This window comes from Streptomyces fulvorobeus (assembly GCF_013167895.1).
Classification (GTDB): Bacteria; Actinomycetota; Actinomycetes; order Streptomycetales; family Streptomycetaceae; genus Streptomyces; species Streptomyces fulvorobeus.
Window position 1 is genome coordinate 5982732 of record NZ_BLWC01000001.1, and the last position, 21329, is coordinate 6004060.

A 21329-nucleotide genomic window follows, 5' to 3' on the forward strand; every position below is an offset into this window, starting at 1 on the left:
TGCGCATGCGTGTGCTCGGCATCAACGCCCTGTTCCACGACCCGTCAGCCGCCCTCGTCATCGACGGGCAGATCGTCGCCGCCGCCGAGGAGGAGCGCTTCAGCAGGCGCAAGCACGGCAAGCGGCCCCTTCCGTTCTCCGCATGGGAACTGCCGGAGCTGTCGGCCCGCTGGTGTCTGGAGAAGGCCGGGCTCACCCCGGCGGACCTCGACGCGGTCGCGTACTCCTACGACCCCGGACTGGCTCTGCCCGCCGAGCAGATGGGGCTCGACGACCCATGGGACCACCTGCGCCAGCTCTACGCCCGGCGCGCCCCCGAGTTCCTCGCCGAAGCGCTGCCCGGCCTCGACCCGGCCAAGGTCCGCTTCGTCGCCCACCACGTGGCGCACGCCGCCTCCGCCGGACTCGCCGCGCCCCTCGGCGACTGCGCGGTCCTGGTGCTCGACGGGCGCGGCGAATGCTCCTCCCAGCTCGCGGGGAACTACACCGGCGGCCGTCTCGACGTCCTGAACTTCCAGCCGCTCCCTGACTCGCTCGGCCTCTTCTACGAGGACCTCACCGATCACCTCGGATTCCTGCGCAGCAGCGACGAGTTCAAGGTGATGGCCCTCGCCTCCTACGGCACACCCCGCTTCTCCGGGCAGCTCCGCGAGCAGGTCCACGGCCTCGGGGACGGAGGCTTCCGTGCCCACGGCGTCGACTGGAGCCGGTTCGCGCCGCGCAGGAGGCCCGGCGACCCGTACAGCGCGGACCACGCCGACCTCGCCGCCAGCGCCCAGCGCTGTCTGGAGGACACGGTCCTGGACCTGGCCCGGTGGCTCCACGAACGCACCGGCTCCTCCCGTCTCGCGCTCGCCGGGGGAGTGGCACTGAACTGCGTGGCCAACTCCCGGCTGCACCGGGAGGGCCCGTTCGACGACATCTGGGTCCAGCCGGCCGCAGGTGACGCCGGGACGGCGCTCGGCGCGGCAGTCCACGTCGCGGCGGAACAGGGACCGGTACAGCCGATGAGCACCGCCGCCCTCGGCCGGGGCTGGGGCGACGAGGAACTGCGCCGCATGCTGGAGGCGGCGGCGCTGCCCTTCGAGGAACCGGGCGACGTGGCCGCCGCGGTCGCGGAGGAACTGGCCCAGGACGGCATCGTCGCCTGGTTCCAGGGCCGGAGCGAGTTCGGGCCGCGCGCTCTGGGACACCGCTCCCTGCTCGCCCACCCCGGCAGGGCCGACAACCTGGAGCGGCTGAACGCGGTCAAGGGACGGGAGGAGTTCCGCCCCGTCGCGCCCATGGTGCTCGCCGAACGGGCGGCCGAACTCTTCGACGGGCCGCTGCCCAGCCCGTACATGCTCTTCGTCCACGACGTCGCCGAGGACTGGCGGCCGCGCATCCCGGCCGTGGTCCACGTCGACGGGACGGCCCGCGTCCAGACCGTGGACCGCGCCACCGAACCGCTCGTCGCCCGGATGCTCACCGCGTTCGAGCAGCGCACCGGGCTGCCGGTCGTCGTGAACACCAGCCTCAACACCGCCGGCCGGCCCATGGTCGACCACCCCCGGGAGGCGCTGGAGTGCTTCGGGTCGGCGCCGGTCGACCTGCTGGCGATCGGCCCCTTCATCATCCGCCGTTCCAAGGCGTTCACATGACGGCCGGGCCCAGCGGGAGCCGGGCCGATGACCCGGTCCACGACGCGCACGGACAGCCGCCGGCCGAGCCGTACTCGGTGGTCATCCCCACCATCGGCCGCCCGTGCCTGGACGACTGCCTGCGGGCCCTGGCCGCCGCGGCCGGGCCACCGCCGTACGAGGTGCTCCTCGTCGACGACCGGCCGTCCCCCGACGGGCTCCCGGACACCCGTGGAGCCGGCCTGCTGACCGACCGCGTCCGGGTGCTGGCCACCCGGGGCCGTGGCCCGGCTGCGGCCCGCAACGCGGGACTGCGCGAAGTGACCACCCCCTGGGTGGTCTTCCTCGACGACGACGTCCGCGTGCTGCCCGACTGGGGGACCAGACTCGCCCACGACCTCGCCACCGCGGGTGCCGGGACCGCCGGTGTGCAGGGCAGACTGACGGTGCCCCTCCCCGACGACCGCAGGCCCACGGACTGGGAGCGCTGCACGGCCGGACTGGAACGGGCCGCCTGGGCAACGGCGGACATGGCCTTCCGCACGGAAGCCGTCCGGGACGCCGGCGGCTTCGACGAACGCTTCCCGCGCGCCTTCCGGGAGGACGCCGACCTCGCCCTGCGCCTGATGGACGCGGGCTGGACGCTGACCGGCGGAACACGCTCCACCCTGCACCCCGTCAGACCCGCGGACCGCTGGGTGTCCCTGCGCACCCAGCGCGGCAACGCGGACGACGCCCTGATGAGCCGCGTCCACGGCCCCGACTGGTGGTCCAGGGCCGCTGCCCCCCGCGGCCGCCTGCCCCGCCACCTCGCGGTCACCGCGGCGGGCGCCGCCGCCGCGGGTCTCGCCCTGGCGGGACGCCGCCGGGCGGCGGCCGCGGCCGCGGCGCTCTGGGCCCTGGGCACCGCGGAGTTCGCCTGGGCGCGCATCGCACCCGGACCGCGCACCGCCGACGAGGTCACCACCATGGTCGCGACGAGCGCCCTGATCCCGCCCCTGGCCGTACGCCACTGGGCCGCCGGCCGGCTCCGCCACCGCCGTGCCACCCCCGGGGAGGCCGCCGATGACCGCCGCCCGGCACAGACCGACGCCGAAGGACGGCCCGAAACCGCTCCGGCCCGCCGCCGTCCTCTTCGACCGCGACGGCACCCTGGTCCACGACGTGCCCTACAACGGCGACCCCGAACGGGTCCGCCCGGTCCCGGGCGCGGCCGAAGCCGTCCGGCTCGTACGCGAGGCGGGGATGGCGACCGGAGTGGTCAGCAACCAGTCCGGCATCGGACGCGGCCTGCTCACCCACGACGAGGTACGCCGGGTCAACCTCCGTGTCGACGAACTGATCGGGCCCTTCGACGTCTGGGTCTACTGCCCCCACCACCCGGACACCGGATGCCCCTGCCGTAAACCGCGCCCCGGACTCGTCACCGACGCGGCCCGGCGCCTCGGCGTGCGACCGCAGGACTGCGTGCTCATCGGCGACATCGCGGCCGACGTGCACGCGGCCAGGGCGGCCGGCGCCGAGGGCGTTCTCGTACCCAACACGGCGACCCGGCCCGAGGAGATCGCCGCGGAGGCCGAACCGGCCCATGACGTCCTGAGCGCCGTCCTGCGCCTGCTGGCCCGCCCGGCACCCGCCTCCCGGACCCACCGGCGGCCGGCATGAAGGTACTCGTCGTACGCCTCGACAGCTTCGGTGACGTGCTGCTCGCCGGGCCTGCCGTACGGGCCGCGGCCGAACACGCCTCACACCTCACCGTGGTCTGCGGCCCCCTGGGCGAACCCGCCGCGCGGATGCTCCCCGGGGTCGACGACGTCATCGTCTGGCAGGCGCCGTGGGAGGGCACCCATCCGCCTCCGGTCGACGAGGCCGACGTCATGGGGCTGGTGGAGACCTTGCGCGAACGGGCCTTCGAGGCGGCGCTCGTGCTGACCTCCTTCCACCAGAGCCCGCTCCCCGCCGCCCTGCTGCTCCGCCTCGCCGGAGTCCGCAGGATCGGCGCCGACAGCGTCGACCACGCGGGCCACCTGCTCGACGTGCGCCACCAGCGGCTCCCGGGCCGGCACGAGGCGCAGGCGGCCCTGGACACCGCCGTGGCCATGGGCTTCCAGCCCCGGGCGGGTGACGACGGCCGCCTGCGCGTCCTGCCGACGCCCGACACCGTCCCGCTCACGGGCAACGGCCCCTACGTCGTCGTACACCCCGGTGCCAGCGCCCAGGCCCGCTCCTGGGACGCCGGACGGCACGCGCAGGCGGTCCTGCTGCTCGCCGACGCGGGACACCGGGTCGTCGTGACCGGAGGGCCGGGCGAGACCGGGCTCACCCGGCAGGTCGCCGGTGACGTGGCCATCGACCTCGGCGGGCGTACGAGCCCCCGGACGCTGGCCGGGGTGCTGTACGGCGCCGACGTGCTCGTCTGCGGGAACACCGGCCCGGCCCACCTCGCCGCCGCCGTCGGCACCCCGGTCGTCTCCCTCTTCGCACCCGTCGTGCCCGCCTCGCGCTGGGCACCGTTCGGCGTCCCCTCCGTGCTGCTCGGCGACCAGCGCGCGCCGTGCGCCGACACGAGGGCCCGCAACTGCCCGGTCCCCGGGCACCCCTGTCTGAACGGCGTCACCCCGGAAGACGTGCTGAGCGCCGTGCACAAGCTACTGAAGGTGAGCTCATGAACATCCTGATCTGGCACGTGCACGGTTCGTGGCTGACCTCCTTCGTCCAGGGGCCGCACACCTACCTCGTCCCCGTGACACCCGACCGCGGGCCCGACGGCCTCGGCCGCGCCCGCACCTGGGCCTGGCCCGGCACCGTACTCGAACGCACCCCCGAGGAACTCCGGAGCTGCCCGATCGACCTCGTCGTCCTGCAACGGCCGCACGAGATCGATCTCGCCCACGCCTGGACCGGGCGGCGGCCGGGCAAGGACGTCCCCGCCGTGTACGTCGAGCACAACAGCCCGCACGAGAGCGCCGTGGACACCGTGCACCCGCTCGCCGGCCGGCCGGACATCCCCCTCGTCCACGTCACCCACTTCAACCGGCTGATGTGGGACAACGGCCGCGCCCCGACCAGCGTCATCGAGCACGGCATCATCGACCCCGGACACCTGTGGACCGGTACCGAGCCCCGAGCCGCCGTGGTCGTCAACGAACCCGTACGGCGCGGCCGTACAACCGGTACGGACCTGCTGCCCGGCTTCGCCGCCGCGGCGCCGCTCGACGTCTTCGGCATGGGTACGGAAGGGCTGGCCCGCCACCTCCGCCTCACGCCGGAGCTGTGCCGCACCTCCGATCTCCCGCAGAGCGCCCTCCACCCCGCCATGGCGCGCTGCCGGGTCTATCTGCACCCCGTGCGGTGGACCTCGCTGGGGCTCTCGCTCCTCGAAGCGATGTTCCTCGGCATGCCCGTCGTCGCGCTGGCGACGACGGAGGTCCAGGAGGCGGTACCGCCGGACGCCGGGGTGGTGTCCAACCGGCCCGAAGTGCTCCGCGAGGCCCTGCGCCACTTCCTCGCGGACGCCGGCCACGCCGAGCGGACCGGAGGCAGGGCACGGGCCGCCGCCCGAGCCAGGTACGGAGTCCAGCGGTTCCTGGACGACTGGGAACGACTCATGAAAGAGGTCACGCGATGACGTATCCCAAGCCTCGCCCCGGCCGGATCGCCCTGGTGTCCGAGCACGCCAGTCCCCTCGCCGAACTGGGCGGCCCCGACGCGGGCGGCCAGAACGTCTACGTGGCGCAGCTGGCCGGCCGGCTGGCACGGCGCGGACACGACGTCACCGTGTACACCCGACGCGACCGCACCGGCACCCCGACGATGGTGCGCACGCCGGAGGGGGTCAAGGTCGTCCACGTGCCCGCCGGCCCGCCGACCGCCGTACCCAAGGACGAACTGCTGGTGTGGATGCCCGAGTTCGGCGCCTACCTCTCGCGCATGTGGCGGCTCGCCCGTCCGGACGTCGTACACGCCCACTTCTGGATGTCCGGCCTGGCCGCCCTCGCCGGGGCGAGGGAGTCGGGCATCCCCGTCGTCCAGACGTTCCACGCACTGGGCACCGTGAAGCGGCGCTACCAGGGCACCGAGGACACCAGCCCGCACGAACGCGTCGACCTGGAAGCGCGCATCGGACGGGAAGCCGACCGGATCGTCGCGACCTGCGCCGACGAGGTGAACGAGCTCGTCGCCATGGGCGTCCCGCGTACCCGGATCAGCGTCGTGCCCTGCGGGGTCGACACCGCGCGTTTTGCACCCGTACCCACGGCCGGCCGGCCGCCCGGGGCGCCCCACCGGCTCCTCTCCGTCGGCAGGCTCGTCCCGCGCAAGGGGTTCGACCGCGCGATCAAGGCCCTGGCCGACGTCCCGGACGCCGAACTGCTCATCGCGGGCGGCCCGGAAGCCCCCCTGCTGTTCGCCGACCCCGAGGCCGAGCGGCTGCGGAAGACCGCGTCCGAGTACGGGGTCACCGAACGGGTGAGACTCCTGGGCTGCGTACCGCAGGACATGATGCCGCACCTCATGTCCAGCGCCGACCTGCTGCTGTCGCTCCCGCGCTACGAGCCGTTCGGCATCGTCCCCATCGAGGCGATGGCCTGTGGCACACCGGTCGTGGCCACGGCCGTCGGCGGCCAGCTGGACACGGTGGTCGACGGCGTGACCGGCACCCTGGTACCGCCCGTCGAGACCGCGGGCCACGACCTCGCGGCCACGATCCGCTCCCTGCTCGACGACCCGGACCGCCGCGCCCGTTACGGCGCGGCCGGACGGTCCCATGCGCTGGCCCGGTACACCTGGGACGAGGTGGCCGACGGCGTCGCACGGGTCTACGCCCAACTCTGCCCCGTACCCCAGCCTTCGGAGGTGGCACGATGAAGCTCATCGCTCCCGGCCAGCACTGCGACGATCTGGAGCGCGCGCTCCCGGCCTTCCGCCGCTCGGCGGGGGTGACGGAGCGGTGGGGCGCGGCACTGGCCCGCGTCCTGTCCGGCGGCGGCCGGCTGCTCGTGGCCGGCAACGGCGGCAGTGCGGCGCAGGCTCAGCACCTGACCGCCGAGATCGTCGGCCGCTACCGCGACGACCGCCCCGCCTTCTCGGCGCTCGCCCTGCACGCGGACACCTCCTCCACGACCGCGATCGCCAACGACTACGGCGTCCACGAGGTGTTCGCCCGTCAGACGTGCGCGCACGGCCGTCCCGGCGATGTGCTGATGCTGCTGTCCACCAGCGGAGCCAGCGCCAACCTGCTGACCGCCGCCACCGAGGCCATGCGGATCGGGATGCCGGTCTGGGCCCTGACCGGTCCCGCGCCCAACCCGCTGGCCGCGTCGAGCGACGAGGCCCTGTGCGTCGAGGCGGCGGTGTCCGCCACGGTCCAGGAACTGCACCTCGTCGCCGTCCACATGATCTGCGAGAGCTTCGACCGCGAGATCGCCGCCCGCGCCGCCCGGCGGAACGGACGGCCGGGGACCGCGAACGGCACCCGGCCCGAGGAGGACCCCGTATGAAGCCCCCCACCCCGCTCCTCGTCGTCGGTGACACCCTGCTCGACCGCGACATCTCGGGCCACGCCGAACGGCTCGCCCCGGACGCGCCCGTTCCCGTCGTCGGGCACCCCGAGCGCCGCACCCGGCCCGGCGGCGCGGCACTGGCCGCGTGCCTGGGGGCCGCGGACGGCAGGGAGATCACCCTCGTCACCGCCCTCGGCGACGACGAGGCGTCCCACGAGGTGAGGGCGCTGCTCAAGGACCGGGTCCGCCTCGTGGAGATCCCCCTCGACGGCACGCTGGCCTGCAAGACCCGGCTCATGGCGGACGGCCGCCCGATGCTCAGGCTCGACGACGGCGACGGTCGTGCCGTGCACACCACCGCGGAGGCCGAGGACGCCGTGGCGGGCGCGCACGGGGTCCTGGTGGCCGACTACGGCCGGGGCACCGCCGACGTCCTGCGCGACGCCCTGACGCGGAAGGCCGCCCACACCCCGGTCGTCTGGGACCCGCACCCCGCGGGCGGCCCGCCGGTGCCCGGGACCAGGCTCGCCACGCCCGCCGCCTCGGAGGCCCGCCACTTCGCGGGCCCCGCCGCACCCGGACCCGCCGGGCACCCGGACGGACGGGACCGGGCCCGCAACGCGCTGCGGACGGCCGCATCGGACGCCCGGCGGCTGCTCGGCGCCTGGGATGTCACCTCGGTGGTGGTGACCCTGGGCGAGGACGGCGCCCTGCTGTGCCAGGGCGGCACCCCGCTGCTGGTACCCGCGCCCTGGCGGGCGAGCGGAGACTGCTGCGGGGCGGGTGACAGGTTCGCCGTCACCGTCGCGGGCCGGCTCGCCGACGGTGAACTCCCCGAGGTCGCCGTACGGGAAGCGGTGGAAGCCGCCGCCCGGTTCGTCGCCGACGGCGGGGCCCACACGGTCCTGCACCGGGGCGCCCCGGACGAGCCGGCCACCCCCGACGACCCGGACACCACGGACCGGGAACCCGCCGGCGGGGCGTACGCACTCGTGCGGCGCGTCCGGGAGAACCGGGGCACGGTCGTGGCGGCGGGCGGCTGCTTCGACCTGCTGCACGCCGGGCACGTCGAACTCCTCCAGGCCGCCAGGAAAGTGGGCGACTGCCTCGTCGTCTGCGTCAACTCCGACGCCTCCGTACGGCGCCGCAAGGGCGACGGACGCCCCGTGGTGACCGCCGTCGACCGGGTCAAGGTCCTCGAAGCACTGGACTGCGTCGACGCCGTCGTGGTCTTCGACGAGGACACCCCGGAACGGCTGCTGGCCGAACTGCGGCCGGACGTCTGGGCCAAGGGCGGTGACTACGCGCTCTCCGACCTCCCCGAGGCCACCCTCCTGGAGAGCTGGGGCGGACAGGTGGTCCTCCTGCCCTACCTCGACGGCCGCTCAAGCACCCGCCTCGTGGAACGCGCCTCGCGCGCCCCCGGCAAGGAGCCCCGCCCCGCACCCTCGCCGCGGCGGTGAACCGGTGACCTGCCCCGCGGACGGCACGCACCGGACGGCGGGCCCTGTGCCCCGGCGGCCCACCGTCCTGGTGCTGCGCGCCCTGGGACTCGGAGACCTGCTGGCGGGCGTACCGGCGCTGCGCGGGGTACGGCGCGCGTTCCCCACACACGAGATCGTGCTCGCGGCGCCCGCCGGGCTGGCCCCGGCCGTCCGGGCGACCGGGGCGGTCGACACCCACTTCACCACCGCGGACAACGGCCGCCAGGTGCCCTCTCTCACCCACTGGGCCGGTCCGCCGCCGGTCCTCGCCATCGACCTGCACGGCAACGGCCCGCTGAGCCACCGGGCCCTCGCCGCCCTCACCCCCGGCCGGCTGCTCTCGTACGCATGCCCCGAGCCGGGACACCCGGCGCCCCCGCGCTGGCGGGCCGGCGAACACGAACGGCGGCGCTGGTGCCGGTTCCTGACGGCGTACGGAGTCCCGGCGGACCCCGACGACGTACGCATCGAGCCGCCCGCCCCGCCCTCGAAGGCCCCCGGGGCCGTCGTCCTGCACCCGGGGGCCGACTCGGCAGCCCGGCGCTGGCCCGCCGACCGCTACGCGGCCGTCGCCGCCGGACTCAGGGACGCCGGACGGCGCGTCGTCCTCAGCGGCGGCCCGGGGGAGGAGGCGCTCTGCGCGGCGGTGGCCCAGCGCGCCGGACTCGAACCCAGGGACAACCTCGCGGGCACCCTCACCTTCGACGACCTGTCCGCCCTCGTCGCCCGCGCCGCGCTCCTCGTCAGCGGCGACACCGGCCCCGCCCACCTCGCCTTCGCGCACGGCACCCCGTCGGTGACCCTCTTCGGACCGGTCGCACCCGGACTGTGGGGGCCTCCCGCCGGCCGCCGCCACACCGCGCTCTGGCACCCGGGCCCGCCGGGCGACCCGCACGCCACCCGGCCGGACCCGCTGCTCCTGCGCCTCGGAGCCGCACAGGTGCTCGCCGCCGCGCTGAGCACCCTGCGGTACGGGCACTCCACGGAGGGAGTGACCGCGCATGTCTGAGAGTCAGCCCCTCTCCTCCGGCGCGGACGCCCGGACCACCGTCGCGATCATCACCCGCAACCGGCGCCGGAGCCTGCTCAGGACCCTGGACCGGCTGGCCGCGCTGCCGGAGCGGCCACCGGTCGTCGTGGTCGACAACGGCTCGACCGACGGCACGGACGAGGCGGTGCGCTCCCACCCCGCGCGGGCGCGGTTGCTGACGCCGGGACACAACACCGGGGCCGTGGGGCGCAACCTGGCCGTCCGCCAGGCCACCACGCCCTACGTGGCCTTCAGCGACGACGACTCCTGGTGGGAGCCCGGGGCCCTGGAGACGGCGGCGGACCTCTTCGACACCTGGCCCCGGCTCGGCCTGCTGGCCGCCCGCACCCTGGTGGAACCCGGCCACTCGGACGACCCGCTCAACGCCGTACTCGCCCGTTCCCCGCTGCCCAGGCGTGCCGACCTGCCCGGCACCCCCGTCCTCGGATTCCTCGCCTGCGCCTCCGTCGTCCGCCGGACCGCGTTCCTGGAGACAGGCGGCTACCACGGCCTGCTCTTCTTCGGCGGTGAGGAGACCCTGCTGGCCTACGACCTGACGGCGGCGGGCTGGGGCGTCGTGTACGAACCCGCCCTGCTCGCCCACCACGGCCCCGATCCCGGGGAACGGCCCGGACGGGACGTCGCCCTGCGGCGCAACGCCCTGCTCACCACCTGGCTCCGCCGGCCGCTCCCGGTCGCCGCGGGGCGGACGGCCGGCCTGCTGAGGGACTGCGCCCTGCGTCGGCCCGGGACCCGCCGGGTCCTTGGCGAGTCCCTGGCCCGGATGCCGGCGGCCCTGCGCCGCCGCCACCCCCTCCCCGCGTGGGTGGAGACCCAGATCCGACTGCTGGAGAACGACGCGCGCGAAGGGGACTGCTGATGTCCGAGGCCGGACCGTTCACACCCGACCCGCGGATCACGGTGGTGGTCATCACCCGCAACCGCCGCCCCGAACTCCTGCACACCCTCGGCCTGCTGGCACAACTGCCGGAGAGGCCGCCCGTCGTCGTGACGGACAACGCGTCCGACGACGGCACGGCCGGGGCGGTGGCCGAGTCCTTCCCGGAGGTCCTGCTGCTCACCCCGGGGGAGAACCTCGGCGCGATCGGCCGCAACCTGGCGGTACGCCAGGTCCGCACGCCGTACGTGGCCTTCTGCGACGACGACACCTGGTGGGAACCGGGGTCCCTGCGGCTCGCGGCGGACCGGCTGGACGCGCACGAACGGCTCGCCGCCGTGACCGCCAGGATCGTCGTGGAACCGGCCGGTGTGGACGACCCGGTCGTCGCCGAGCTCCGCGACTCGCCGCTGACGGGGCCGTCCTGGCTGCCGGGGCCCGCCATCGGTTCGTTCCTCGCGGCGGCGACGGTCATGCGTACGAGCGCGTTCCGGGAGGCCGGCGGCTTCCATCCGGGGCTCTGGCTCGGAGGCGAGGAGGAACTGCTGGCGACGGACCTCATGCGGGCCGGCTGGTGGCTGGCCTACCTGCCCGATGCGGTGATCCACCATGCCGCGTCACCCGTCCGCGACAGCACGGCCCGACGGGTCGTGGGGCTGCGCAACACGCTCTGGTTCACCTGGCTGCGGCGCCCGGTGGGACCGGCGGTCCGCCGCACGCTGTACCTGCTGGCCACCGTGCCGAAGGACCGGGCCTCGGCACGCGCCTTCCTCCACGCGGGAAAGGGCATTCCCTGGGTGCTCCGGCAGCGCCTGCCGGTCCCTCCCGTCATCGAGGCCCAGCTGTCCGCCCTGGAGGCCGCACAGCGACGGGGAACCGCTCGCCGGTACGTGGGCTGAGCGGCCCCGGCCTGACCTCCTGGTCACCGGGCCGGGGAAGACCCCTGAATCCCACTCCCCGGCCCGGTCCACCGTGGCCGGCCGACCGCCCGGCCGACCGAGGTCCGGGTCCCCCCGGGGCAGGGGACCAAACCTGGACGGGGCGACAGGGCGGCGCTGAGGCTGTCGTCCCAACCATCAGCGCCTCCGCCACCGCGTACGTCGGCGACGGTGTGTACGGGGTACCCATGCTCCGCGGTGCAAACACGGCCGGCCGGACCGTGCGGGGCCGGATTGAAGTCGCGCACAGGGGGAACCCGGTCGCGCAGAAGCCGGCGGAAACAGACGCGGTGTCGGCCGCGTCGGGCTCCGCGTTCCGAACCGTAGGCGCACGCCGACGACTTCGCGGGTACTCCCAGGCCCCGCCCAGGCACAGGGACCGCCATCAGGAGAACTGGATGACCGACGACGAGCAGAAGCAGCGGGACGGCGTGCGCGAGCCCGGCCCGTCGCCCCGCGGGGCTGTCGGCGCGCCTGGCGGCCGACCGCCCTCCGGTAGGGCATTCTCTGTGGCTGATCTTGGCCGACGGCGAACTGGACGCACCTCGGCGGACGAAGGACATAGGTGTGACAGTCACTTTCGGAACAGCGTTTCAGCACACCGGCAGTTCGGTTCTGGTCAGCGCGGCCGGCGACCTGGACGCCGCTGCGAGGACGCCCCTCGCGCACGCCCTGGACAGGGTGCCGGCGGGCACCGCGGTGGTGGTCTTCGACATGCGCGGAGTCCCCTTCATGGACTCGGCGGGTCTCCTGCTCTTCCTCGATCTGCACCGGCGGGCGGAGTGCCGGGGTCTCAAGGTCGTCGTTGTCGGCTGGCAGGACCAGCCGCGGCAGGTGATGGAAGTCGTGGCCGAGCTGCCGGACGGCAGAACCTACCCCCGTGAGCGCACGCCGTTCAGCGGTTTCCGCCGCATGGTCCAGGACCGGGCCGAGCGGCAGGGACAGCTCGCCCGGCAGACCGCGGCGGCGACCGAACCGTACGTCAGGCCGCTCAGGCACGGCAGCCGCTAGCGCTGCGGACACCGCCCCCGCGGTCGTGCCGGATCACACGACCAACCGACAGGGAGCACCACCATGGCGACCAAGGTCTCCGACTACGTCCTGCAACGCCTGCGCGAATGGGAGGTCGAGCACGTCTTCGCCTACGCCGGTGACGGAATCAACGGCCTTCTCTCGGCGTGGGGACGGGCGGACGACAACCCGCGGTTCATCCAGGCACGCCACGAGGAGATGGCAGCCTTCCAGGCGGTCGGCTACGCGAAGTTCTCCGGCAGGGTGGGAGTCTGCGCGGCCACTTCGGGCCCCGGAGCCATTCACCTGCTCAACGGCCTGTACGACGCGAAGCTCGACCACGTGCCCGTGGTGGCCATCGTCGGACAGACCAGCCGCAGCGCCATGGGCGGCTCCTACCAGCAGGAGGTGGACCTGCTCAGCCTCTACAAGGACGTCGCCTCCGACTTCTGCGAGATGGTGACCGTCCCCGAGCAGCTGCCGAACGTGATCGACCGGGCCATCCGCACGGCGTACGCCAAGCGGACGGTGACCGCCGTGATCATCCCCGCCGACGTGCAGGAGCTCGACTACACGCCGCCGACGCACGCCTTCAAGATGGTGCCCTCCAGCCTGGGGGCGAGCACCTGCGCAGCCGTCCCCGCCCGGGAGGACATCGAGCGTGCGGCCGAGGTGCTGAACGCGGGGGAGAAGGTCGCGATCCTGATCGGGCAGGGGGCGCGGGGCGCCCGCGCCGAGGTCGAGGTGGTCGCGGAGCTTCTGGGCGCGGGGGTGGCCAAGGCGCTGCTCGGCAAGGACGTGCTCCCGGACGACCTGCCGTACGTCACCGGCTCCATCGGCCTGCTCGGCACCCGGCCCTCGTACGAACTCATGCGCGACTGCGACACCCTGCTGGTCATCGGCTCCAGCTTCCCGTACTCCCAGTTCCTGCCGGAGTTCGACCAGGCGCGTGCCGTGCAGATCGACATCGACCCGTTCATGATCGGGCTGCGCTACCCGTTCGAGGTCAACCTGGTCGGTGACGCCCGCGCGACGCTCGAAGCCCTCATGCCCCGGCTCAAGCGCAAGAAGCACGGCGCCTGGCGCAAGAAGATCGAGAAGGACGTCACGGAGTGGTGGGAGGTCATGCGGCGGCGGGCGGAGGTGTCGGCGGACCCGGTCAACCCGGAGTACGTGGTGCACGCCCTCGACGACCTGCTGCCCCTCGACGTCATGCTCGCCGCCGACTCCGGTTCCGCGGCCAACTGGTACGCCCGCCATCTGCGGATGCGCGGCACCATGCGCGGCTCGCTCTCCGGCACGCTCGCGACGATGGGCCCGGGTGTGCCGTACGTGATCGGCGCCAAGTTCGCCCATCCGGGCCGGCCCGCCATCGCCCTGGTGGGAGACGGGGCGATGCAGATGAACGGCATGGCGGAGCTGATCACCGTGGCCAAGTACTGGCAGGAGTGGGAGGACCCCCGGCTGATCGTCGCCGTCCTCAACAACCAGGACCTCAACCAGGTCACCTGGGAGATGCGCGCGATGTCCGGGGCACCGCAGTTCCTTCCCTCGCAGGCCCTCCCGGACGTGCGCTACGCCGACTTCGCCCGCTCGGTCGGCCTGGAGGGGGTGCGCGTGGAGAAGCCGGACGAGGTCGAGCCGGCCTGGCAGCGGGCCCTGGGCGCCGACCGGCCCTTCGTCATCGACTTCCGCACCGACCCGGCCGTCCCGCCGATCCCGCCGCACGCCGACCTCTCCCAGATCGAGGCGGCCGCCCTCTCGGTCCTCAAGGGCGACAGCGACCGGGGGGCCGTCCTGCGTCAGGGGATCAAGGCGAAGGTGCAGGAGATCCTGCCGGGCCACCGCCGGGATTCCGGGCGGGACGGTGAGCGGACCTAGGCACGGTCGGGTGCGGGCGCCCGCTCGGCGTGGGGCGGGCGCAGGGCTCCGGCCCTTCACCCGCCGGCCGCGACCGGGCTCGCCCGGCGCCACCCGCAGGGCTTCAGCGTGGCTGCCCTCTCCTCGCCCTTCGTGTCGTCATCGGTCTCCGGTGGGCGGTCCGGGGGGCCCGGGGTGCCCGAAGAGCAGGTCGTACCCCGGGGGCAGCTGGAGCAGCAGGCGACGGGTGAGGTCCTCGCCCGCGGCGTCGGTCATGACGCTCAGTACCGCGCCGACGTCCCACAGGGCGGTCCTTTCCGTCGCTCCCTCGATCCACGCCGCCGTGGCGCGGACGAACCGTTCGGGAGTGAGGGGTTCGGCCGCCTGGAGGGGGTTCAGCAGGATGAGGGCGAACGTCTCCGGCAGTTTCGCGGCCAGTTCGGCACGCTCCTCACCCACCAGGTGGGCGCCCAGCAGAGCGAGGACGGTGCGTGCCGCCCGTTCCGCCTCGTGCGGCGTCCGGTAGTCGCCGCGTTCCTGGACGGCGTCCAGGAACGCCGACCAGCTCATATGAGTCACTTCCGGCCTCCCTGCGTGTGGAGGAGGAGACGGGGGACGGGGCCGGGAGGGGAGGCGTGAGGCGTACCCGTCCCCCGCCGCTCCAGGGCTCGTTCCCGGGCCGGCTCAGCTCTCGATCCCGGTCCGGCCGGATTCTCCGTCGCCGATGCTGATCCGGCGCGGCTTCGCGCGCTGCGCGATCGGGATGCGCAGGGTCAGCACGCCCGCCTCGTAGTCCGCCCTGATGTTCTCCGTGTCCAGGGTGTCGGCCAGGACGAGCTGCCGGGAGAAGACGCCGAGCGGCCGCTCGGTGAGTTCCATCTGCACGTTCTCAGCGTCGTGCCGCGGTCGGCGCTCGGCGCGGACCGTCAGCATGTTCCGTTCGACGTCGATGTCGATCGCGTCCCTGGAGACACCTGGGACGTCGAAGGCCACCACATAGGTGTCCTGGTCGCGGTAGGCGTCCATCGGCATGGCCGAGGGCCTGGACCAGGTGCCGGTGATCTGCTCGGCGAGCCGGTCGAGTTCGCGGAAGGGATCGGTGCGCATAAGCATCGGTGAACACCTCCAGTGAGTCAGTGCGCCCTGCGCTTCTCTCCCTTCCGTTGTAACATGTCATCGAAGCGATGACAATCACCATGTCGCCCGATCGATGACAATTACGGAAGGGGCTCCGGCACATGCGGGATTCGGCACGGACAGAGCCCCCGTCCCGGGCCTCCACGTCCCGGGCCTCCACGGCCCTGGCGGCGATGGACGCCCTGAGCGCCATCGAGGCGGCGGTCGCGGATGCCCAGTCACCGGCACCGGGCCCGCGCCCCACCGGCGTCCCCCCGGACCCGAACGGTGAGGAGGCGCTGGCGGCGCTTCTGCTGCTCCGCGAGATCAGACAGCGGCTGGCCGCCTGGGAGCCCGGCCTCATCGAGGAGGCCCGCGCCGGCGGGGCCAGCTGGGCCGACCTGGCCGGGCCCCTGGGTGTCACGAGCCGGCAGGCGGCGGAACGCCGCTACCTCCGGCTCCGCCCCGGCCCGTCCGGCAGCACGGGTGAGCAGCGCGTACAGGCGACGAGGGACCACCGGGCGGCCCACCGCACCGTCGCCGCCTGGGCCCGTGAGAACGCGGGGGACCTGCGGCAGCTGGCGGGCCGGATCACCGCGTTGACCGACCTGCCCGCCCCCGCGCGGGGTCTCATGACCCGGCTCAACCGGGCACTGGCGCAGGACGACGCCGCGCTGCTGGTCGGCCCGCTCGGCGACACGCAGAGCCACCTGCGGCCCGGACACCCCGACCTGGCGGCCCGGGTCGCCGACGTCACCAGCCGGGCGGAGACCCTGCGCCGGCACTCCGACAGCAGGCGCCGCAACGGGAAATGACCCGGCCCGTGCGGCCCACCCGGGCAGCCGGATGGCGCCGGGCACGGCCGAGGGCCGGCGATCGCCATGCGATCGCCGGCCCAGGGTGTCCGTGACGTGTCAGTGCGGCGCCCGTCCGGGAGTGCGACGGACCGTTGCTGCCGCCGGGATCAGAAGACGCTCACGCCGTACGCGCTGAGCGCCTCGGTCACCGGCTGGAAGAACGTGGTGCCCCCGCTGGAGCAGTTGCCGCTGCCGCCCGAGGTGAGGCCGAGCGCGGTGGTGCCGGAGAACAGCGCGCCGCCGCTGTCGCCGGGCTCGGCGCAGACGTTGGTCTGGATCATGCCGTAGACGACGTCGCCGTTGCCGTAGTTGACGGTGGCGTTGAGGCCCGTGACCGTTCCGCCGCGCAGGCCGGTGGTGCTGCCGCTGCGCTGGACCGACTGGCCCACGGAGGCGTTGGCCGCGCCGGTGATGTCGCGGTAGCTGCCGTTGTAGAGGTAGACGCGGCCGTCCGCGGCCGAGGCGTTGGAGTGGCGGATGATGCCGTAGTCGTTGTTCGGGAAGCTGGAGCCCGTACGGGTCCCGAGCAGCGTGGTGTTGGCCGAGTTGGTGTACCAGGTGCTGCCGATGTTGGTGCAGTGACCCGCGGTGAGGGCGTAGTACGTGCTGCCGCTGCGGACGTTGAAGCCGAGCGAGCAGCGTCCGCCGCCCACGTAGATGGCCTGGCCACCCGCGATGAGCTTGTTGAACGTGCCGGGGGTGCGCTTGATCTCCAGCGCGGAGGCGCGGTCTCCGGCCGCCTTCTTGATCTTGGCGATCTCGGCCGCCGAGACGGTGGAGTCGGCGGTGAGGACGACTCTGCCGGTCGCCTGGTCGGTGTACCAGGCGGTGCCGGCCACGTCGGCGCCGCGAACGGCGTCGCTCGCGGCGGCGAGCTGGGTGGTGGTGGCCCGGCCGTCAACGGCTGTCGCCGCGGACGAGGTGGGTGCTGCAAGCGCTGCGGCAGCCAGGAGTGCGGTGGACACGGCGATCAGCCGTGCGCCGTTCGTGACGCTGCCGAGGGGGGACAGACGCTTGAAGTTCACTGCATCCTCCGGTGGGAGTGGGGGGCTCGCTTGGGTGGGCGAGCCGTTGGGGCCGGAAGGGTGGGTCCAGGAGGGGATGCCCGCCATGGACCTGCCAATCTCGACGAGACGAATCCTGGGTGCAGGGAGCGTCACGTTGCAAGAACGCCTTTCGGCCGTCTACGCGCGTTCATGTGACCCAGGCCCCCACGGGTGCAACGGCGGCCCTCTCGGGCCCCTGTGCCCGGTGGGGCGGGAGAGGGGGCAGCACACGCTTGCGGGAGCTGGCTGACGGGCTCTCAGGCCGTCGTGAGGTACCGGCCGAGGCCACCGAACCGGTACGCGGTCTTAGCGGAAGGGCTCATACCGTTTCTGCAGTTCAGTCGTCGCGTGACCCCGCCGCCGTTCCCTTCCGGCCGTTGTCGTACGGGGGCCTCCTCCTGGGGCCATCGGCGCGGGCTCCAGGGCATGGCTGAAGCGCGGCCGCCGGGCCGGGCCACCGCCGGCACCGGGCGCCGGGACCGCCGCCGAGAACGCCGGTGGCCTTGCGCGCCACGGCCCCGGATACGGGCAGCCGCCGCTCTGGTAATGCCGCAATCGTTCCCGTTCGCCCCATTCGCCCGGGTGTCCTGATCACGTCGTCGGCGGGGCGCGACGGCGACCTGGCGCACGGGGGGCGGCGGAATGTCGTCGCGCGGTGTCGCGCGGACCCGCACAATTCGATGGTGAGGGAAGACGACCCGTACCTGTGGCTCGAAGACGTCGAGGGCGAGGCCGCACTCGACTGGGTGGCCGAGCGCAACGCCGAGACGGAGGCCGCACTGACCACCGACGCGGGCTTCGCCTTCCTCAAAGGCCGCCTGCGGGAGGTGCTGGACGCCTCGGACCGCATCCCGTACGTCGTGCGCCGCGGAGCGTTCCTGTACAACTTCTGGCGGGACGCCGAGCACGTACGCGGAGTGTGGCGGCGTACGTCACTGGAGCAGTACCGCAAGGACGTCCCCGCGTGGGAGACCCTGCTCGACGTCGACGCGCTCCGCGCCGTCGAGGGCGAGAAGTGGGTGTGGGCCGGGGCGCGGGTGCGCCACCCCGCGTACGACCGGGCGCTGGTGTGCCTGTCCCGCGACGGCGGCGACGCCTGCACGGTGCGCGAGTTCGACCTCTCGACCCTGGCCTTCGTCGACGACGGCTTCCGGGTGGGGGAGGCGAAGACGCGGATCGGCTGGATCGACGCCGACACCGTCTTCGTCGGCACCGACACCGGCCCGGGCTCCCTGACCGACTCCGGTTATCCGCGCACGGTCCGCAGGTGGCGGCGCGGCACTCCGCTGGCGGAAGCCACCCCGGTCTTCGAAGCCGGAGCGGGCGACGTGGCCGCCTATGCCTGGCACGACAGCACACCCGGATTCGAGCGGGACTTCGTCGGGCGCTCGGTGGACTTCTTCCGCGCGGAGACGTACCTGCTGGCCCCCGGGGACACACCGGTCAAGATCGACGTCCCCCTCGACGCCCGTGCCTACGCCCATCGCCAGTACCTGGTCGTCTCCTTGAAGTCCGACTGGCTCGGACACCGGGCGGGCTCCCTGCTGGCCTTCGGCTTCGACGCCTTCCTGGCGGGCGACCGCACGGCGGAGGTGCTGTTCACCCCGGACGAGCGGACGGCTCTGGCCGGGCACTCGTGGACCCGCCGCCACCTGATCCTGGAGACGATGCGGGACGTCAGCGCCCATATCGAGGTCCTCACGCCCCGCCCCGGACGTGGATGGGCGCGGAAGCCGCTCGCGGACGTCCCGGCGCTGTCGGCCGCCACGGTGGTGGACACCGACCCGGACGTCTCCGACGAGTTCTTCCTCGACGTCTCAGGCTTCCTCCAGCCCTCCACCCTCTACCGGGGTGAGATCGGTGCGGACACGGAGATCCTCAAACAGGTGCCGGCCCGCTTCGACGCGGCGGGCCTGACGGTGGAGCAGTCGTTCGCGACCTCCCCGGACGGCACCCGGGTCCCGTACTTCGTGATCGGCCCCGACCGCACGGACACCGGCCCGGGCCCCACCCTGCTCTACGGGTACGGCGGCTTCGAGGTCTCCCTCACCCCCCACTACGGCGCCGTGACGGGCCGGGCGTGGCTGGAGCGCGGCGGCACCCACGTGATCGCCAACATCCGGGGCGGCGGAGAGTACGGCCCGGACTGGCACCAGGCCGCGCTCGGCGCGCGACGCACCCGCGCCTTCGAGGACTTCGCGGCCGTCGCCGCGGACCTCGTCGCGCGGGGCATCACCACCCCGGCCATGCTGGGCGCCGAGGGCGGAAGCAACGGCGGTCTCCTCATGGGCGCGATGCTCACCCGGTGGCCGCACCTCTTCGGCGCGATCGTCGGTGACGTACCCCTGCTGGACATGCTCCGCTTCCACAGACTGCTGGCCGGAGCCTCGTGGATCGCCGAGTACGGCGACCCGGACGACGAGGCCGACCGCGCCCACCTCCGCGCCTTCTCCCCGTACCACCAGCTCACCGCGGACGCCGCCTACCCGCCGGTCCTCCTGATGACCTCCACCCGCGACGACCGCGTCCACCCGGGGCACGCCCGCAAGACGGCCGCCCGGCTGCGCGGACTGGGCCACCAGGTCCTGCTGTACGAGAACACCGGCGGCGGCCATGCCGGCGCCACCGACAACGAGCGGTCCGCGCACAACAGCGCCCTCGTGCACACCTTCCTGTGGCAGCACCTCTCCCGCCGCCGCACTCCGCTTGCCTCACCGCCCGTAACTGATTGAATGCGGGGAGACGCGTACACCCGGGAGCGAAGGCGGTCGAGCGATGGCGGCAGTGGAACCGGGCCCCCTGCCCCCGGCGCCGCTCGACTCACCGGTGAGCTCCCACAACGAGTGGGACCCGCTGGAGGAGATCATCGTCGGGCGCCTCGACGGCGCGACGATCCCCTCCAGCCACCCGGTCGTGGCGTGCAACATCCCGCCCTGGGCGGCACGCCTCCAGGGCCTCGCAGCGGGCGTGAAGTATCCGCGCGCGCTGGTCGAGCGGGCGCAGGACGAACTCGACCGGTTCATCGATCTGCTGGAGTCCCTCGACGTCACCGTCAGGCGTCCGGACGCCGTCGACCACAAGCAGCGCTTCGCCACCCCCGACTGGTCCTCGCGCGGATTCTGCAACACCTGCCCACGCGACAGCCTGCTCGTGATCGGTGACGAGATCATCGAGACCCCGATGGCCTGGCCGTGCCGCTACTTCGAGAGCCACTCCTACCGCCCGGTCCTCAAGGAGTACTTCCGGCGGGGAGCGCGCTGGACGGCGGCCCCCAGACCGCAGCTCACCGACGCCCTGTTCGAGCCGGACTTCCGGGCCCCCGGGCCCGACGAGCCCATGCGGTACATCCTCACCGAGTTCGAGCCGGTCTTCGACGCGGCGGACTTCGTACGCGCCGGCCGCGACCTCTTCGTCACACGGAGCAACGTCACCAACGGCATGGGGATCGAGTGGCTGCGCCGCCACCTCGGAGGCGGCTACCGCGTCCACGAGATCGAGAGCCGCTGCCGCACCCCCATGCACATCGACACCACCCTCCTCCCGCTCGCCCCCGGCAGACTGCTGGTCAACCCCGAGTACGTCGACGTGGACCGGCTGCCCGACGCGCTGCGCTCCTGGGACATCCTGATCGCCCCGGAACCCGACCCCATCGACGAACGCCTGCTCAGGATCACCTCGATGTGCGGCAAATGGCTCAGCATGAACGTACTGGTCATCGACGGGACCAGGGTGATCGCGGAGCGGCACCACACCGGCATGCTGCGCGCCCTGGAACGCTGGGGGTTCGAGCCGGTCCCGTGCGACCTGCTGCACTACGCGCCCTTCGGCGGCTCCTTCCACTGCGCGACCCTCGATGTCAGGCGGCGCGGCACGCTGGAGTCCTACACCGGCTGACCTGACCCCCCGCGTGCGCTGTTCGTATGAAAAGAAGACGTGTTCCGCGCGTTCGGGCCGCGGATCGCCGTGCCG

General features: G+C 73.5%; 18 protein-coding genes and 1 pseudogene. 16 read left to right on the top strand and 3 right to left on the bottom strand.

The features are described 5' to 3' along the window. The first annotated feature begins 5 nt into the window (after window positions 1–5). The 13 genes and pseudogenes from Sfulv_RS27125 to Sfulv_RS27185 all read left to right on the top strand — a co-directional run bounded on the left by Sfulv_RS27125 (window position 6) and on the right by Sfulv_RS27185 (window position 14362). Window positions 6–1640 carry a carbamoyltransferase family protein gene (locus Sfulv_RS27125; protein ID WP_173317078.1) on the top strand — a complete coding sequence of 545 codons (1635 nt, stop codon included), beginning with the start codon at window positions 6–8 and terminating at the stop codon, window positions 1638–1640. Next, window positions 1637–2671 (top strand): annotated as a pseudogene (locus Sfulv_RS27130) (glycosyltransferase family 2 protein); the annotation flags it as partial. The gene Sfulv_RS27125 and the pseudogene Sfulv_RS27130, both read left to right, overlap by 4 nt. 13 nt (window positions 2672–2684) lie before the next feature. Further along, window positions 2685–3284, top strand: a complete 600-nt coding sequence (locus Sfulv_RS27135) for a D-glycero-alpha-D-manno-heptose-1,7-bisphosphate 7-phosphatase (protein ID WP_173317079.1) — start codon at window positions 2685–2687, stop codon at window positions 3282–3284. Continuing rightward, complete coding sequence (locus Sfulv_RS27140; RefSeq protein ID WP_173317080.1) at window positions 3281–4288, top strand: glycosyltransferase family 9 protein; 1008 nt, start codon at window positions 3281–3283, stop codon at window positions 4286–4288. The genes Sfulv_RS27135 and Sfulv_RS27140 overlap by 4 nt, the downstream gene beginning before the upstream one ends. Continuing rightward, on the top strand, window positions 4285–5247 hold the full coding sequence (locus Sfulv_RS27145; RefSeq protein ID WP_173317081.1) for a glycosyltransferase: 963 nt from the start codon (window positions 4285–4287) through the stop codon (window positions 5245–5247). Before Sfulv_RS27140 ends, Sfulv_RS27145 begins: the two co-directional genes overlap by 4 nt. After that, window positions 5244–6485, top strand: a complete 1242-nt coding sequence (locus Sfulv_RS27150) for a glycosyltransferase (RefSeq protein WP_173317082.1) — start codon at window positions 5244–5246, stop codon at window positions 6483–6485. Before Sfulv_RS27145 ends, Sfulv_RS27150 begins: the two co-directional genes overlap by 4 nt. Beyond that, window positions 6482–7117, top strand: coding sequence for a D-sedoheptulose-7-phosphate isomerase (locus Sfulv_RS27155; RefSeq protein WP_173317083.1), 636 nt, complete (start codon window positions 6482–6484; stop codon window positions 7115–7117). Before Sfulv_RS27150 ends, Sfulv_RS27155 begins: the two co-directional genes overlap by 4 nt. Further along, complete coding sequence (rfaE2, locus tag Sfulv_RS27160; protein ID WP_173317084.1) at window positions 7114–8583, top strand: D-glycero-beta-D-manno-heptose 1-phosphate adenylyltransferase; 1470 nt, start codon at window positions 7114–7116, stop codon at window positions 8581–8583. The genes Sfulv_RS27155 and rfaE2 overlap by 4 nt, the downstream gene beginning before the upstream one ends. A 4-nt stretch (window positions 8584–8587) precedes the next feature. After that, window positions 8588–9613 (top strand): glycosyltransferase family 9 protein, encoded by a 1026-nt coding sequence (locus tag Sfulv_RS27165; RefSeq protein ID WP_173317085.1) that lies wholly within the window; start codon window positions 8588–8590, stop codon window positions 9611–9613. Next, on the top strand, window positions 9606–10514 hold the full coding sequence (locus Sfulv_RS27170; protein ID WP_173317086.1) for a glycosyltransferase family 2 protein: 909 nt from the start codon (window positions 9606–9608) through the stop codon (window positions 10512–10514). Before Sfulv_RS27165 ends, Sfulv_RS27170 begins: the two co-directional genes overlap by 8 nt. Further along, window positions 10514–11431 (top strand): glycosyltransferase family 2 protein, encoded by a 918-nt coding sequence (locus tag Sfulv_RS27175; RefSeq protein ID WP_173317087.1) that lies wholly within the window; start codon window positions 10514–10516, stop codon window positions 11429–11431. The genes Sfulv_RS27170 and Sfulv_RS27175 overlap by 1 nt, the downstream gene beginning before the upstream one ends. Before the next feature lie 606 nt (window positions 11432–12037). Further along, window positions 12038–12481: an STAS domain-containing protein gene (locus Sfulv_RS27180; protein WP_173317088.1), complete on the top strand. Its 444-nt coding sequence runs from the start codon at window positions 12038–12040 to the stop codon at window positions 12479–12481. Between the two features lie 63 nt (window positions 12482–12544). Beyond that, window positions 12545–14362 carry a thiamine pyrophosphate-requiring protein gene (locus Sfulv_RS27185; protein WP_173317089.1) on the top strand — a complete coding sequence of 606 codons (1818 nt, stop codon included), beginning with the start codon at window positions 12545–12547 and terminating at the stop codon, window positions 14360–14362. Between the two features lie 138 nt (window positions 14363–14500). On the opposite strand, the gene Sfulv_RS27190 is transcribed toward Sfulv_RS27185, so the two are convergent. Together Sfulv_RS27190 and Sfulv_RS27195 are read right to left on the bottom strand one after the other, a co-directional pair. After that, entirely contained in the window at window positions 14501–14911 is a 411-nt protein-coding gene (locus Sfulv_RS27190) for a DUF2267 domain-containing protein (protein WP_173318256.1), read from the bottom strand. A gap of 114 nt (window positions 14912–15025) precedes the next feature. Beyond that, complete coding sequence (locus tag Sfulv_RS27195) at window positions 15026–15454, bottom strand: Hsp20/alpha crystallin family protein (RefSeq protein ID WP_173317090.1); 429 nt, start codon at window positions 15452–15454, stop codon at window positions 15026–15028. Window positions 15455–15579: 125 nt separating this feature from the next. Here Sfulv_RS27195 and Sfulv_RS27200 point away from each other — a divergent pair, with 125 nt between their 5' ends. Further along, window positions 15580–16272 (top strand): hypothetical protein, encoded by a 693-nt coding sequence (locus Sfulv_RS27200; protein WP_173317091.1) that lies wholly within the window; start codon window positions 15580–15582, stop codon window positions 16270–16272. Between the two features lie 149 nt (window positions 16273–16421). Here the strand turns inward: Sfulv_RS27200 and Sfulv_RS27205 are convergent, their stop codons facing one another. Further along, complete coding sequence (locus Sfulv_RS27205; RefSeq protein WP_256669150.1) at window positions 16422–17339, bottom strand: S1 family peptidase; 918 nt, start codon at window positions 17337–17339, stop codon at window positions 16422–16424. Window positions 17340–18040: 701 nt separating this feature from the next. On the opposite strand from Sfulv_RS27205, the gene Sfulv_RS27210 reads away from it, so the two are divergent. After that, window positions 18041–20092 carry a prolyl oligopeptidase family serine peptidase gene (locus tag Sfulv_RS27210; RefSeq protein ID WP_173317092.1) on the top strand — a complete coding sequence of 684 codons (2052 nt, stop codon included), beginning with the start codon at window positions 18041–18043 and terminating at the stop codon, window positions 20090–20092. 43 nt (window positions 20093–20135) lie between these two features. Beyond that, complete coding sequence (locus Sfulv_RS27215) at window positions 20136–21254, top strand: amidinotransferase (RefSeq protein ID WP_173317093.1); 1119 nt, start codon at window positions 20136–20138, stop codon at window positions 21252–21254. Window positions 21255–21329: the final 75 nt, after the last annotated feature.